Consider the following 14,159-nt stretch of genomic DNA (forward strand, 5'->3'; position numbering starts at 1 on the left):
TCCTTAAACGATAGGATCGTGAATTGACACTAATTTAGTGCCGTCAGGGAAAGTGCATTCAACCTGAACATCAGGGATCATTTCAGGAATACCGTCCATTACATCGTCCGCGGTTAAAATAGTGCGACCATAATTCATAAGATCTGCAACAGTGCGTCCATCACGAGCACCTTCCATTATTTCAAAACAGATTAAGGCGATGGCTTCTGGGTAATTCAGTTTTAGTCCACGAGCTTTACGTCTTTCAGCAATCATACCTGCAGAAGCAAGCAGCAGTTTGTCTTTTTCTCTTGGTGTTAATTCCATTGTTATTCCAACTAATTATGTTGCCCAGATACGTGGGACTTCAGGTAATGTTCCTAACCAATGCTGACGAGTGTGCTGCCATAATGTGCTAAAACACGCCATCATAGGTTCTGTTTGGTAACCTAAATAACGGATAACCAATAAGCCATCAATTTCAGTAATTCCACAAATAGGATCGCTATTGCCAAATAACCCAGTTTGTTCATGGAAATGTTCATCAATTATCGTTCTTAATTTATCTTCTAATGCTTGAGATGCAGGGTAAATATAGAGATTGCCAAGCATTGGGTAATTTCGCATTCCCGCAGAGTGTTTGGTTTCATTTATTGAGTCTATATACATTGACTCAGACAGTAATAACTTACCATTGATTCGAATATTAGTACGGCCTGTTATCATTCCATTTTCAAAGATTTCATTAAGTACAGGTCGGCCAAAGCAGTTCATTTCCCATCCGATAAAGTGGGCACTTTTATCTAAGTTAATTTGAGTACTTAAATTAACTTGGCTATCGGGGAAAAAAATATTTTCTTGAGGTAGCCATTCTAAGAATGCGTTTTCATCAACATTCAAGTGCTGTGTTTGACTTGATGTTGCTCCTGAGCTGCGATAAAACTTAGTTGCGCCCGGTGTTGTCATTAGTGAATGAGCTTCTGGTGCAACGTTAATCGTAATATTGAGTTGGTCACCACCGACTACGCCGCCGGGAGGGTGAAGTAGGTAAGTATGAGCTATTCCAACTTCTGGATAAAAAGGGCGTTGTACCATGAGCGGACCAACTTGTTCACGATGAACTAATTTGGTATTTGGGCCTCTTTTTTCATAGAAAAGGGATATGTCAGCTAACCAACCTGATGGTACTGTATTTATTTCAGGCATAATTAATCCTGCCGATATGACATATTTTCTTAAAAAGAAATAATGAAAACAAATAGCAAAACCCCCTAGTTAAAAATCTAGAGAAATAAGTATTCTAAATAAAGTGTAATTGCCTAAACCTAAACCTAGACATTATTGAGTAGGGTACTCATATTTACAGTAAAGTTAATCTATTTTGAGTGAACATGAATATGAAAAAATAGAGTTACTTTAGATAAGGTTTTTGAACGTTTACGATCTGGATATTAATCTTAAATTTTAGTGTTGGCAATAAAAATGTAGTGAAATAATTGAACTTTTTCATGGCTTCTTTTTTGTTAGTGATTAGTTGGAAAATTGGAGGTTAATTTGGTTTGTATCTTTAAATAAAATAGATTAATCGATAGTGACTATTTTATTACAAATGGAATCTAACAATGATTTATCGTGAGAGATAACTAAAATGCCGATATTTTTTTCTTTACTGAATTTGAGCAGTTGTTCCCAAATAAACTGTTGAGTTATCGGGTCAAGTTGAGCTGTTATTTCATCACATAATAAATATTGAGTGGTAGGCAATAGCGCTCGTAGCAGAGCGATACGTTGAAGTTGTCCGCCTGATAGTTCTTTTGGGTAACGAGATAACCATTCTTCTTCAATACTAAAACTCTTTAAATGGGAGGAAAAATTTACTTGGCGAAAGCTCTCTTTTAGCGATGTTAATAATGACCATTTTGGATTAAATGAAAGCTCTGGATATTGCCCCACCCATTGTACAGGGTTCGCTTTATTTTTATCGTAAGATGGGGTTACTACCGTGCCCGAAGTCGGGGCTAGAAAACCAGAAAGTAACATAGCGACGGTTGATTTACCCGAACCACTTACACCATTTAAACCAAGAGTATCCCCCTGCGCTAAACTGATATTTGGTAAGGACAGCAATCTTGTTTGGTAACGAACGGTCACATTGGATAAATAAATCATACTAATTCCAGTTTTTAGGTAATGCATGCCACAAGGCTTGGCTGTAAGGCCCACTTTTTCCTTGTTTAATTTTTTTTGGCGTCGTGTATTCCATTGAAGATAAGCTTGTTTGGTTATCAACCCCTTGTAGTACCAAAATATGATCAGCAATATCAAATACATGATTTATGTCGTGACTGACAATAATTACCGTCTTTTGGTATTTATGGGCTAATTTTTTGTAATGTTGAAATAATGGTTCTACGTATTCATCATTAATTCCACAGCTTGGTTCATCGGCAATGATAATGTCAGGCTGTTGAATGAAAGCGAGTGCTGATAGGGCACGCTTAGCCATTCCTCCTGATAACTGATGAGGGTATAAGTTCGCAACAGAGATCGGTAGTTGAGCTAAAGTTAGGGCATTATTAACGGCGGTGTTGTCACTACGTTGATACCATCTTTTCCTTGTGCCAAATTGCACTAATTGAGAACCGATTTTTGCGGTTGGATTTAACGCATTAATACTTTGTGGAACCAATGCAATACGAGTTTTAGGCAGCATTAAAATATCTCCCGTCACCGTAAAATCGGGAGAGAGGGAGTTCATAATGGCATGAATTAATGCGCTCTTGCCACTGCCACTGGTCCCTATAATCGCTAACACTTCTCCTTCATTAATTGATAATGAGAGTTCTGTGATGAGAGATTTAGAGTGATTTTTTTGTTTTATATCCAGTGCCGTAATGTGGATCATCGCTGTCTTTTTATTTTTCATAACTTGTACTAATAGACATGAGTAGTAATGAACTAATAATTAAAAATATCCCAGGAAATAAGGCGAGCCACCATTGGCCACTGAGTAAATATTGACTGGCTTCGGATAGCATCCCGCCCATTGAAGGTGTAGATGGTTCAATTCCAAAGCCTAAAAAAGTTAAACCTGCACCATGAACTAAGGCTTGAGGGTATAGAACAAGCATTCCTGTTAGTATTTGTGGCAATAAATGAGGAGTTAAGTGCCTCTGATAAGCGTGTAGTTTAGAATGCCCGAATGCCAAAGAGTGCAATACATAAGGTTTTTGTCGTAATTGCTCAATTTCAATTTTTAGTAAACGTGTTAATTTTGGCCAATGGCTAAAAGTAATCGCAATAACAAGCCCTTCAAACCCACCGCCGACCAATAGAGATAAAACAATCATGACTAATAGATGCGGTAGGGCACTCCAAACGTCGGTCAAAGTATCAATGGCGTAACTTAACGTGGCATTACTATTTCCAATTAATGCTAAACAGAGTGACAGCAGAACACAACTTAGGGATGCAAGACCACCCATAGCAAGGCTAAATAACAATGCTTTAAGGGTTCGACTGAAAACATCTCTGCCTAACCAATCAGTACCAAACCAATAATTAAGGTCTGGTGCGAGGTTTTTATTGTATAAGTCAATTGTTTCCCCGCTATTTTGCCAAACAATAGAAATCAGTAATAAAAGACAAAACAACGTTAAAGGAAGGTGCTTTGTAAGCATTATATGTGTCCTTTAAAATTAGAATGACGAAGATAAAGAGAGCTTTTTACTCAGTAATGAAGCAGTTGCATTACCAATAAATACGAAAATAGCACAACAGAAAGTGATCCCTAGAAGTAGAGGAGTATCGCCACTCAATCCTGCTTTTACTAAGGTTTGCCCTATACCAGGGAAGTTAAATACGGTCTCAATAATGACGGAACCACTGAGCAATTCCGAGAAGCCAGCTAATTGGATCACAAGCGCAGGAACCATTGTATTTCTTAGTAAATGATATCGTACGACTGAGAGTGTAGATTGACCATGCAGACGAGCATAATGAACATGTTCGCTATTATTTACTTCAATTACTTTTTCTTTAGTATGCAAAATGATTGGAGCGATTAAACTCAAGCATAAGGTGATTAAAGGTAATACGAAATAAGATGCTTTCTCATTAAACGATAGCGTTTCTGGGGCTATCCCGAGGGGCGAAATTCCGCCGATTGGGAGCCACATTAACTTAATCGAAAATATGGCAATAAGCATTAATCCAATCCAAAAACTAGGAAGTGCGTTCATTATTAATGCAAGCTGAGTCATGATCTTACTCCCTCTTTTATTTGGGAATAATCCAAGTAACAATCCAAGAACATAGCCAAGGATAAGTGATATTGCGCTGGCTCCACACATTAGGATTAAGGAGTATTTACTGCGCTGCCAAATAATATCGCTGACAGCCTCCTGATAATGGTTGGAATAACCGAGATCACCAGATAATAGAGCTTGGATAAAGAGGCTTATGCGCTCTATAGCACTTTGATTTAATCCTAATTGCTCTGTCAGTTGTTCTTTCCTATCGCCAAAAACAGTAAATGCATTACCGTCAAAATACGCACTGATTGGGTCAATCGGTGATAACGCTAGTAATAACGTTATTAGGATTAATGCCAAACAGAGTTGCACTACTAGACGAGTAAGATTGATACATAATTTACTTGAATGGCTTATCGCTACTGACATTGCCAGCGCCATTCTTCAATATTTGCCGTTAATGGCCATCCATGATCATGAGGCTCTGTAATTGGAGTGCCGAGGTTTAAACAACTATTTGCCATATAAAGATGCTTAATATTTACTAACCATGTCCATGGACGATCGTGTTGTATTTGCTTTTGAGCTTCTTGCCAAAAAGGAATAGACGCTTCCCAAGAGGGTGCTTTGCGGGCGTTATCTATCGCGATGTCGACCTTTTCGTTTTTATAGCCACCAGAATTATAGAAATCAGTGTGCGCATGGCGAGAATGATAGACATAAGTGACCTCGTTAGCAGAATGACTACCAAAGCCCATTAATACAGGGGTCGTTGTCATTTGTTGTGAAATTGAATTCCATTCAAGGCCTTTAATATCGACATTAATTCCGACTTGTGCGGCCATTGAACTAATCGCAAGTGCGAGCTGTTCTCTTACGCTATCTCCCGCTTTGTATAATAAGGTAAAAGAAGCTTCATGGCCTTGCTTATCGAGTATGCCATTTTTATTGCTATCTACCCATCCTGCTTGCTCTAGTCGTGCAATGATGTGGGGTAAATTGATTTTTTTAGGCTCTATATTGGTAGTGTTTAATCCCCAAGGCATATTATCAGCGATGGAGTAAGCTGGTGTTGCATAACCATCGAGTAACTTTTCGACAATCAATTGTTTATCTATTAAGTCGTCAAAGACTTCTCGAATTATCGGATCTGAAGTGATAAAAGTCGTATTTTCGCCTTGTTGATATGACATAGGCCATACGATACCACGGTTGTCTAATGTAGGAACTGACCACAATTTGTAGCCTATAATTGGTTGATTAGCATAGCGTTGTGGAATGACACTTAAATTGAGTTGATGCATTTTTAATTGAATAAAGCGAGACTCTTCACTGCCAAAAACCGCGATCAATTTTGGAAATGCAGGCTTCTTTCCATAATAGAATGGATTTAAACTCATGCTGACGTATTGATTTTTAACCCATTGAGTTAATACATAAGGGCCTGAACCAATTGGTTTTTCACCGTAAGGGTGCTTATTCTTACTTGCTTGTTGATACAGATGTTTCGGTACGATACCAATTGAAGATAAGCGATCTAAGAAAGTGATATCACAATCAATAAGATGGAAGGCAACAGAATAAGGCGTTAATGACTCTGCCATTTTTAGAGCACTTAAATCGTGAGAGCGGCCTTGCTCTAAAATTTGGTTATAGGTAAAAGCAACATCTTCAGCGGTAAGCGGCTGCCCATCACTAAATTGTATGTCTTTTCTTAAGGTGATTATCCAAGTTAGCTTGTTGTTGGTTAAGCGCCATTCTGTTGCTAAATCACCGATAAAATTTAGATCTTTATCTCTTTTTAGTAAGGTTGATTGAAATAAGGGATTTCCGTATTTCCCCCAACCTAAAATAGGGTCAAATCCTGCGGTTGGTTCACTGCCTAACGCTACTTTTAATACGTTTGGTTTTTCATTTAGCTGTGCGGATGCCGGTGGAATAAAAGAGGTGACAATGAGTAATGATAATATAAATAGAAAACGAAAAGATATTAATGGAAGCTTGTTTTTATTTGTTAATCTTATTAATTTATTCACAACTGGTTTCCGATATAAAGGAAATGAGCGCAGGTAAATGAAAGAACGCATTTATGATCTGCATTAGAAAATAACTAATGATCTAATTACATATCCCAGTGGTTGTTAGAAGGCGATAGCATTTTGTTTTACGCAGGATTAAACACCTCAACGATGAGGCAAAAAAGATAAAAAAAATGTATAGACTTAACTGGTAAGCTAAATTAAATCGAATTTGATGAACTTAAAAATAGATAGATAAAGAACATCGAGATAGAACTACAATATATAAAAAATCACAAGGCCGTAGAATAACGGTAATAAAAGAGAGTGATTTTATTAAGGCGAATTCTATCAGTAGGTGGGAAGTAAGCAAGAAATAAATAAGTGAAAATCATATTTTTTATGGATATAAAAAAGCCAAGTCATGCGACTTGGCTTTATATTTATTTATGGCAACTGAAATTAGCTAAGTTGTGCTTTAATGTGCTCAACAATGTTTGCAATTTCGATGACTTCTTTGCTGTTTGCACGACGGTTCTTATACTCAAAGTTACCTTCGTCCATGCTACGGTCGCCGATAACAACTGTATGTGGAATACCGATAAGCTCGATGTCTTTGAACATCACACCTGGGCGCTCTTTACGGTCATCAAATAGAACATCGATGCCCATTGCTGTTAATTCTGCATACAGTTTTTCAGCTGCTTCTTTAACGCGATCAGATTTGTACATGTTCATTGGAACGATAGCAACAGTAAATGGTGCAAGCGCTTCTGGCCATACAATGCCGTATTCGTCATTGTTTTGTTCGATAGCTGATGCAACAACACGTGATACACCGATACCGTAACAACCCATCTCAAGGATAGAGTTTTTACCGTTTGCATCTAGTACGCCACAATTCATTGCTTCTGAGTAGGTAGTCCCTAACTGGAAGATATGACCGACTTCGATACCACGTTTTAGTTGTAAAGTACCTTGACCACATGGGCTTAGATCACCTTCAACAACGTTACGTAAATCTTCAACTTTACCAAGTTGAACATCACGCTCCCAGTTAACACCAAAGAAGTGCTTACCGTCGATGTTTGCGCCAGTACCAAAATCACTCATTACTGCAACAGAGCGGTCAACGATGAATGGTAGTTCTAGGCCTACAGGACCAAGAGAACCAGCTCCAGCACCGATTAGATCGCGAAGTTGTGCTTCGTCAGCCATTTCAAGTGGAGATAAAACTTCGTCTAAGTTTTCAGCTTTTACTTCATTTAGTTCGTGATCGCCACGGATGATTAGTGCAATGATGTCAGCATCAATTGCGTCAGACGCTTTAACAAACAATGTTTTCACTGTTTTTTCGATCGCGATACCGTGTTGTTCTACCAATTCAGCAATTGTTTTTGCGTTTGGTGTATCAACCGTTGTCATCTCTTGAGTAGGAGCTGCACGTTCTGTTGTCGGTGCAAGTGCTTCTGCTTTTTCGATGTTTGCAGCGTAATCAGATCCTGTAGAGAATGCGATTAAATCTTCGCCGCTTTCAGCAAGAACGTGGAACTCTTGAGAGCCATTACCACCAATAGCGCCGGAGTCAGCCAATACTGAACGGTACTCAAGACCCATACGGTCGAATGCTTTACAGTAAGCATTGTGCATTGCATCGTAAGACTTTTGTAGGCCGTCTTTATCGATATCAAAGCTGTATGCATCCATCATACAGAATTCACGAGCACGCATTACGCCAAAGCGTGGACGACGTTCATCACGGAACTTAGTCTGAATTTGGTACAGGTTTAGTGGAAGTTGCTTGTAAGAATTGACTTCGTTACGCACAAGGCTAGTGATAACCTCTTCAGCTGTTGGGCTAAGAACAAACGGACGAGCATGACGGTCAGTAAAACGAAGTAATTCAGGACCCATCTTTTCAGAACGGCCTGTCTCTTCCCAAAGCTCAAACGGCTGAACTACGGGCATCAACGTTTCGATTGCACCTGCATTGTCGATCTCTTGACGAACGATATTTTCGACTTTACGCAATACACGTAGACCAGTCGGAAGCCAAGTATATAAACCTGAAGCTAGACGACGGATCATACCTGCACGTAGCATGAGCTGGTGGCTCACTACTTCTGCGTCGTTTGGAGTCTCCTTCAGTGTTGAAAGAAGGTATTTGCTAGTGCGCATGTTTTCATCCATTTGTTAGTTATGAATATTGGAATAACTCGATTTAAACAGTTAAATCGAGAGTTCAATCTTAGTTTGAGAATATTCTTTTAAGAATTAGCTCTAATCTAAAATTAAGCCCTCTATGATATCAGCCTAAAAGCAATCTCAAAAGCGATCAATTGCAGTTACTGTGATGGAATTGCTATCAACGGTGAATTTCACGTTCAAATCAAACAAATTTACCGCATATTCTTTAGTATCGGCTTTGCCTTTTTTATAAGCAGGACGAGGATCTTGCCCAAGCACTTCTTTTATCACGGCTTCAATGTGTGATTTTTGTGGGTGCGATACGAGTGATTTTTGTGCCTCAATTGAGAGGTAGACATCGAGAACATTAGGCACTTTTTCTGCAAATCCCCCGAGAGCCTCGGGAATAGAGTCGGAGTAGGGAATATAAGGTTTGATATCGACAATCGGGGTATTATCGACTAAATCAACACTACCTAATTCTAAATAGGTTTGATTACCTTCTTGAACAACGCCTTTTAATTCGACGGCTGACATGCCAATGCCGTTTGGTCTAAACGTTGCTCTAGAGGCAAAAACCCCAATGCGTTCGTTTCCACCTAAACGTGGTGGACGAACCGTTGGTCTCCATCCTGCGTCTAAATTTTGGTCAAATAAAAATAGTAGCCATAAATGAGAAAATTGCTCAATTCCACGTACCGCTTCTGGTGAATTAGTATCCCCCACCAATTTTAGGCGCGATGTCGCGCTAGGAGCTAATCGAGGTTGACGAGGAACGGCAAATTTCTCTTTGTAAGGTGATTGAATAAAACCAACAGGATCGATGTGATAAGTCATTAGGTTGTCTTTATGATTAATAATTTTATTCAGACATTAAAAAAGGTTGACGCTCTCACGTCAACCTTTTGTAGGTTAGCTTGTTAAAAGAAGGGGATTACCAACCTTTAACTACGCCGCCTTTAAATGTTTTTAGAGCAGCTTGGTAAACTTCGTCTGATTGGTAAGCTTTAATAAAAGTCTTTACGTTTTCAGTGTTTACGTTATCAGTGCGGCCAACAATTAAGTTAACGTATGGAGAATCTTTATCTTCTACAAATAGGCCATCTTTCTCTGGTGTAAGGTTCAGGCTACTTGCGTAAGTTGTGTTGATTACTGACAGTGCTACATCATCAAGAGAGCGAGGAAGCTGTGCAGCATCCAACTCAACAATAGTGATGTTTTTAGGGTTAGCTGTAATATCACGAACCGTTGCAGCAAGACCAGACCCATCACGTAGCGTGATTAGACCTTGCTCTTGAAGAAGAAGAAGAGAACGACCAAGGTTAGTTGGATCATTTGGTACCGCAATACGCGCACCATCTTCAATTTGGTCAACTGACGTTACTTGCTTAGAGTAACCTGCAATTGGGTAAACAAATGAGTTGCCCGCAATTTCAATTTTGTAACCACGGTCAGCCACTTGTTGGTCTAAGTATGGTTTGTGTTGGAATGCGTTCAAGTCAATAGAACCATCATCCAATGCTGCATTTGGTGTCACGTAGTCTGTAAAAGTAACTAGCTCAACATCAAGGCCGTATTGTTCTTTTGCGACTTTTGCTGCGACTTCAGCAACTTGTGCTTCAGCACCCGCCATTACGCCTACTTTGATTAAATTTGCGTTTACTTCTTCTTGGCCGCAACCAGTAAGAATAAGTGTTGATGCTAGACCCGCTACTGCTGCCAGTTTTTTTATGTTCAATACCATTATTTACTCCTTAAAAATGAATTCCATTTAAATTTTAAATTAGATTAACGGTGATCAACTTTTTTAACTAAGTTATCACCAATTGACTGAATGATTTGCACCAAAACAATCAACATAACAACGGTCACAGCCATGATAGTTAAATCATAACGGTGGAAACCATAACGAATCGCAACATCACCTAAACCGCCGCCGCCAACTGTTCCAGCCATTGCTGAATAGCTAACAAGGGTAACCAGAGTGATAGTCACTGAGTTTACTATCATAGGTAACGCTTCAGGAAGCAGTACCTTAGTTATAATTTGAAGAGGAGTTGCGCCCATTGATTGTGCGGCTTCAACTAACCCACTTGGTACTTCAATTAATGCGCCTTCTACTAAACGAGCAACAAACGGAATTGCCCCGATAGTTAATGGAACGATGGCTGCAGTGGTACCAATAAAACTGCCCACAATAAGTTTAGTCACAGGAATAATAGCAACCATGAGAACCAAGAAAGGCACAGAGCGTCCCATATTTACAACAGCACCAAGGATGTTATTGAACGCTGGGTTTTCCATTAAACCACCTTTTTTAGTGATATGAAGAATAACGCCCAGTGGAATACCAATAGCAAAGCCAACAATGCCAGCAACTGCAACCATATATAGGGTTTCGCCAGTCGCGTTTAATAATAGCTTGCTGTTTAAATCAAGCCATGCAGAAATCACATCAAATGACATAACCTAATACCTCTACTTTTACGTGGTGATTACGTAAGAATGCAATTGCTTGCTCGGTTGATTCTTGGTTACCGAAAAATTCGGCTAACATAAGACCAAATTTAACACCGCCCGCATAGTCGATGTCTGCATTTAAAATACTAATATCAATATCAAACTCACGAGAGATTTGGCTAATAACAGGAGCATCAACACTTGCGCCAGTAAATTCCAGACGAATAAGAGGGTAACTGCCTTCTACATACGTATCTTGTAGACGAGATTTGAAATCATCAGGAATCGACAAATCTAATGTTGCACGAATAAATTCTTGAGCAAGCTTCGTTTTAGGATGAGCGAAAATATCACTCACAATGCCTTTTTCAACTAATTCACCATCACCGATAATTGCAACTTGATGACAGATATTTTTAACTACTTCCATTTCATGAGTAATGATTAAAATCGTGATGTTTAGTTTACGGTTTAGATCTTTAATTAGTTCTAAAATTGATTTTGTTGTTGCAGGATCAAGCGCACTGGTCGCTTCATCGCACAATAACACTTTAGGATCGGTTGAAAGGGCACGAGCAATCGCAACACGTTGTTTTTGACCACCACTTAAATTAGCAGGGTAAGTGTGATGTTTATCAGTCAAGCCGACTAGATCTAATAATTCAGTTACTTTTTTCTGAATGTCTTTTTTTGATTTCCCCGCTAACTCTAATGGTAGAGCGACGTTATCAAATACAGTTCGTGAAGACAGAAGATTAAAGTGTTGAAATATCATCCCAATATTACGACGAGCTTTGCTCAATTCGCTTGAAGATAGTTTAGTTAAATCAACACCATCAACAATTACTTCACCATTGGTTGGCTTCTCTAGCATGTTTACACAGCGTATCAGTGTACTTTTCCCTGCACCTGATGAGCCTATTACACCAAAGATGGTGCCTTGGGCAATGTGAAGGTTAATATCTTTAAGGGCATTAATTTCCTTTGCACCTTGATAGAACACCTTATTAACGCGGTTTATTTCAATCATGATTCGCCTTGAACTGCATTTTTGTAAAATAGGGAGCTGATGTAAATAGAAAGCTTTCAAAGGTTAAAAAACCTGAGCAACCTCTCATTTTTGATGTCTTATTGATGCTATTTCGTATGAGGTGTTAAGTCAATCGGTATTTTTACGTCTAGACGGCTAAACGTATAAATTAGATGCTAATAAGCAAAAAGCGTGCGATAATTTTTTGTATTAACCTATTCGACAATTAGAGGGTTTCACCTTGTCTAAACCAGCAATATTTATTGATAGAGACGGCGTTATTAACGTTGATCGTGGCTATGTTCACAAGCGTGATGATTTTGAATACATTGATGGTGTATTTGATGCAGTTAAAAAATGCAAAGACATGGGGTATTTACTTGTATTGGTAACTAACCAATCTGGTATTGCACGCGGCATGTTTACAGAAGAGCAATTTGAAACACTGACAGAGTGGATGGATTGGAACTTTGCTGAAAACGATATCGACTTTGATGGTATCTATTATTGCCCACATCACCCTGAAGCAACAGTAGAACAATACAAAGAAGAGTGTGATTGCCGTAAACCAAGTCCAGGTATGTTCATGTCAGCTCAGAGTTTCTTAGACATCGATATGGAAAATTCAGTAATGATCGGCGATAAGAAAGAAGACATGATGGCAGCTCAAGCGGCTGGCGTTGGTACTCGTATTCTTGTTCGTACTGGTAAAGAAATTACAGAAGAAGGCGAAGCATTAGCGACAACTGTGCTTGATAGCATTGCTGATGTGCCTAAGTTTTTATTTGCTTAATCTAAAATAAATTTTTGATAAAAAGCGCCCATTTTGAAAGTAATGAGCGCTTTTATTTTATTTATGTTCAGATAAGGCGATAACAGCGCGGGAGATATTTTCTGCACCATTATGAATTCGCTCCATTACTGCCGAAACTTCAGTGATTTTTTCCATTCCATCTTGTGATATCTGAGCAACAGTATTCATTGCCAAAGTGACATCTTCAGTTAATGCTTTATTTTCTAAAACAACGTTTGCAATTTCAGTGGTGGACAGACTTGTTCTAGAAGCCAACAACCGAACTTCATCTGCAACGACAGCGAATCCTCGACCTTGTTCACCTGCTCGTGCAGCTTCAATAGCAGCATTAAGGGCTAATAAGTTAGTTTGATCTGCGATATTTTTAATAGTTGAAACAATATCTTCAATGCTTTGCGATTGAGTGTTTAGCATCTGAATTTTTAATGATGTATCTCTTACTCGCTCTGCGATATTGACAGAGACATTAACCGAATCACTTAAAAATGCAGATCCTTGCTTTGCTATTTCTACTGTTTCTTGAGATGTGTTATAGGCAATTTCAGCTGCTTTAGATACAGCTTGGTTTTGTTCTATTTGCTGAGTGATGTTTGATGCAAATTTGATCACGCTGGTCACTTTCCCATCTTTATCAAGAATAGGATTATAAGTTGCCTCTAACCAAATATGTTCATTATGGCTATTTTTTCTAAGGAACTGTCCTGATTTAAATAGCCCTTGGGATAAATCATCCCAAAAAGTAGGATTTTCATGATAAAAATCGTCATCACAGAAAATACGGTGATGTTGCCCTTTAATATCCGACAAGTTGTAATTAACGCTAGATAAAAAGTTATCGTTCGCCTGAATAATCGTCCCGTTAGGTTCGAATTCAATAATCGCTAGAGAGCGATTTAAGGCTTGAAGAATGTTATCTTTGATCTCGTTTTCGATATATTTTTCGGTAACGTCATAGGCAATTTTCATTACTTTTTGAATTTTACCATTTACAGTAACAGGGAAATAAGTTGCCTCTAGCCACACAACATTACCGTCTTTATTGATACGTTCAAATGTTCCCCTTTGTGAGATACCGTTTTGAATGTTTTTCCAAAAGTTACGATATTCCTCTGTTGCTGTGTAGGTTGTTTTACACATCGTAGAATGGTGCTGTCCTTGCACTTCTGAGAGGTTGTAGCCACATATTTCAAGGAATAGTGGATTGGCATCTAAAATGATACCTTCTGGAGAAAACTCAATCGTTGCTACATTGAATTTAATAGAGTTTAAAAGTCCTTCAAGATCGGACAGTGCTAAATTTTTGACGTTGAGTTCTTTTTTTAATTTTCTACCAAACATAATGCTCTAATTTATTTATGGGACATCCTTGCCTTTGTGAATTGAACGCATTTCGTTCAACTTTGGGGTGACGTTCCTAT

14 protein-coding genes are annotated in these 14,159 nt (G+C 38.6%); 1 reads left to right on the plus strand and 13 read right to left on the minus strand.

The features are described from left to right. Positions 1-3: 3 nt before the first annotated feature. The 12 genes from Q1K78_RS02755 to metN all read right to left on the minus strand — a co-directional run bounded on the left by Q1K78_RS02755 (position 4) and on the right by metN (position 11,927). Positions 4-306 (minus strand): urease subunit gamma, encoded by a 303-nt coding sequence (locus Q1K78_RS02755; RefSeq protein WP_300174189.1) that lies wholly within the window; start codon positions 304-306, stop codon positions 4-6. 15 nt (positions 307-321) lie between these two features. After that, positions 322-1,185, minus strand: a complete 864-nt coding sequence (locus Q1K78_RS02760) for an urease accessory protein UreD (protein WP_300174191.1) — start codon at positions 1,183-1,185, stop codon at positions 322-324. A 375-nt stretch (positions 1,186-1,560) separates the two neighbouring features. Then, on the minus strand, positions 1,561-2,148 hold the full coding sequence (locus tag Q1K78_RS02765; RefSeq protein WP_300174193.1) for an ATP-binding cassette domain-containing protein: 588 nt from the start codon (positions 2,146-2,148) through the stop codon (positions 1,561-1,563). A 1-nt stretch (position 2,149) separates the two neighbouring features. Beyond that, positions 2,150-2,905, minus strand: a complete 756-nt coding sequence (locus tag Q1K78_RS02770) for an ATP-binding cassette domain-containing protein (RefSeq protein WP_300174195.1) — start codon at positions 2,903-2,905, stop codon at positions 2,150-2,152. Then, positions 2,895-3,659 carry an ABC transporter permease gene (locus Q1K78_RS02775; protein ID WP_300174197.1) on the minus strand — a complete coding sequence of 255 codons (765 nt, stop codon included), beginning with the start codon at positions 3,657-3,659 and terminating at the stop codon, positions 2,895-2,897. Before Q1K78_RS02775 ends, Q1K78_RS02770 begins: the two co-directional genes overlap by 11 nt. Before the next feature lie 18 nt (positions 3,660-3,677). Continuing rightward, a complete protein-coding gene (locus tag Q1K78_RS02780; RefSeq protein WP_300174199.1) occupies positions 3,678-4,661 on the minus strand; it encodes an ABC transporter permease in 984 nt (327 codons plus the stop codon). Beyond that, the gene (locus Q1K78_RS02785; RefSeq protein WP_300174201.1) at positions 4,652-6,268 is read right to left on the minus strand and encodes an ABC transporter substrate-binding protein; all 1,617 of its coding nucleotides are present in this window, start codon (positions 6,266-6,268) and stop codon (positions 4,652-4,654) included. The genes Q1K78_RS02780 and Q1K78_RS02785 overlap by 10 nt, the downstream gene beginning before the upstream one ends. A gap of 444 nt (positions 6,269-6,712) precedes the next feature. Next, complete coding sequence (locus tag Q1K78_RS02790; protein WP_300174203.1) at positions 6,713-8,428, minus strand: proline--tRNA ligase; 1,716 nt, start codon at positions 8,426-8,428, stop codon at positions 6,713-6,715. A gap of 147 nt (positions 8,429-8,575) precedes the next feature. Beyond that, a complete protein-coding gene (gene tsaA / locus Q1K78_RS02795) occupies positions 8,576-9,274 on the minus strand; it encodes a tRNA (N6-threonylcarbamoyladenosine(37)-N6)-methyltransferase TrmO (RefSeq protein WP_300174205.1) in 699 nt (232 codons plus the stop codon). 97 nt (positions 9,275-9,371) lie between these two features. Further along, on the minus strand, positions 9,372-10,181 hold the full coding sequence (locus Q1K78_RS02800) for a MetQ/NlpA family lipoprotein (protein WP_300174207.1): 810 nt from the start codon (positions 10,179-10,181) through the stop codon (positions 9,372-9,374). A 44-nt stretch (positions 10,182-10,225) separates the two neighbouring features. Continuing rightward, positions 10,226-10,903 carry a methionine ABC transporter permease gene (locus Q1K78_RS02805; protein ID WP_300174209.1) on the minus strand — a complete coding sequence of 226 codons (678 nt, stop codon included), beginning with the start codon at positions 10,901-10,903 and terminating at the stop codon, positions 10,226-10,228. Then, entirely contained in the window at positions 10,893-11,927 is a 1,035-nt protein-coding gene (gene metN / locus Q1K78_RS02810; RefSeq protein ID WP_300174211.1) for a methionine ABC transporter ATP-binding protein MetN, read from the minus strand. The genes Q1K78_RS02805 and metN overlap by 11 nt, the downstream gene beginning before the upstream one ends. Positions 11,928-12,168: 241 nt before the next feature. Here metN and gmhB point away from each other — a divergent pair, with 241 nt between their 5' ends. After that, the gene (gene gmhB / locus Q1K78_RS02815; RefSeq protein WP_300174213.1) at positions 12,169-12,720 is read left to right on the plus strand and encodes a D-glycero-beta-D-manno-heptose 1,7-bisphosphate 7-phosphatase; all 552 of its coding nucleotides are present in this window, start codon (positions 12,169-12,171) and stop codon (positions 12,718-12,720) included. A gap of 57 nt (positions 12,721-12,777) precedes the next feature. On the opposite strand, the gene Q1K78_RS02820 is transcribed toward gmhB, so the two are convergent. Continuing rightward, on the minus strand, positions 12,778-14,079 hold the full coding sequence (locus Q1K78_RS02820) for a PAS domain-containing methyl-accepting chemotaxis protein (protein ID WP_300174215.1): 1,302 nt from the start codon (positions 14,077-14,079) through the stop codon (positions 12,778-12,780). Positions 14,080-14,159: the final 80 nt, after the last annotated feature.

It is taken from the genome of uncultured Aliivibrio sp. (assembly GCF_946479765.1).
Lineage (GTDB): Bacteria > Pseudomonadota > Gammaproteobacteria > Enterobacterales > Vibrionaceae > Aliivibrio.

What these genes read in the sequence shown, in the direction of transcription:
- Q1K78_RS02755 (WP_300174189.1), bottom strand. Translation starts at nt 306, where the DNA reads ATGGAATTAACACCAAGAGAAAAAGACAAACTGCTGCTTGCTTCTGCA.
- Q1K78_RS02760 (WP_300174191.1), bottom strand. Translation starts at nt 1,185, where the DNA reads ATGCCTGAAATAAATACAGTACCATCAGGTTGGTTAGCTGACATATCC.
- Q1K78_RS02765 (WP_300174193.1), bottom strand. Translation starts at nt 2,148, where the DNA reads ATGATTTATTTATCCAATGTGACCGTTCGTTACCAAACAAGATTGCTG.
- Q1K78_RS02770 (WP_300174195.1), bottom strand. Translation starts at nt 2,905, where the DNA reads ATGAAAAATAAAAAGACAGCGATGATCCACATTACGGCACTGGATATA.
- Q1K78_RS02775 (WP_300174197.1), bottom strand. Translation starts at nt 3,659, where the DNA reads ATGCTTACAAAGCACCTTCCTTTAACGTTGTTTTGTCTTTTATTACTG.
- Q1K78_RS02780 (WP_300174199.1), bottom strand. Translation starts at nt 4,661, where the DNA reads ATGTCAGTAGCGATAAGCCATTCAAGTAAATTATGTATCAATCTTACT.
- Q1K78_RS02790 (WP_300174203.1), bottom strand. Translation starts at nt 8,428, where the DNA reads ATGCGCACTAGCAAATACCTTCTTTCAACACTGAAGGAGACTCCAAAC.
- tsaA (WP_300174205.1), bottom strand. Translation starts at nt 9,274, where the DNA reads ATGACTTATCACATCGATCCTGTTGGTTTTATTCAATCACCTTACAAA.
- Q1K78_RS02800 (WP_300174207.1), bottom strand. Translation starts at nt 10,181, where the DNA reads ATGGTATTGAACATAAAAAAACTGGCAGCAGTAGCGGGTCTAGCATCA.
- Q1K78_RS02805 (WP_300174209.1), bottom strand. Translation starts at nt 10,903, where the DNA reads ATGTCATTTGATGTGATTTCTGCATGGCTTGATTTAAACAGCAAGCTA.
- metN (WP_300174211.1), bottom strand. Translation starts at nt 11,927, where the DNA reads ATGATTGAAATAAACCGCGTTAATAAGGTGTTCTATCAAGGTGCAAAG.
- Q1K78_RS02820 (WP_300174215.1), bottom strand. Translation starts at nt 14,079, where the DNA reads ATGTTTGGTAGAAAATTAAAAAAAGAACTCAACGTCAAAAATTTAGCA.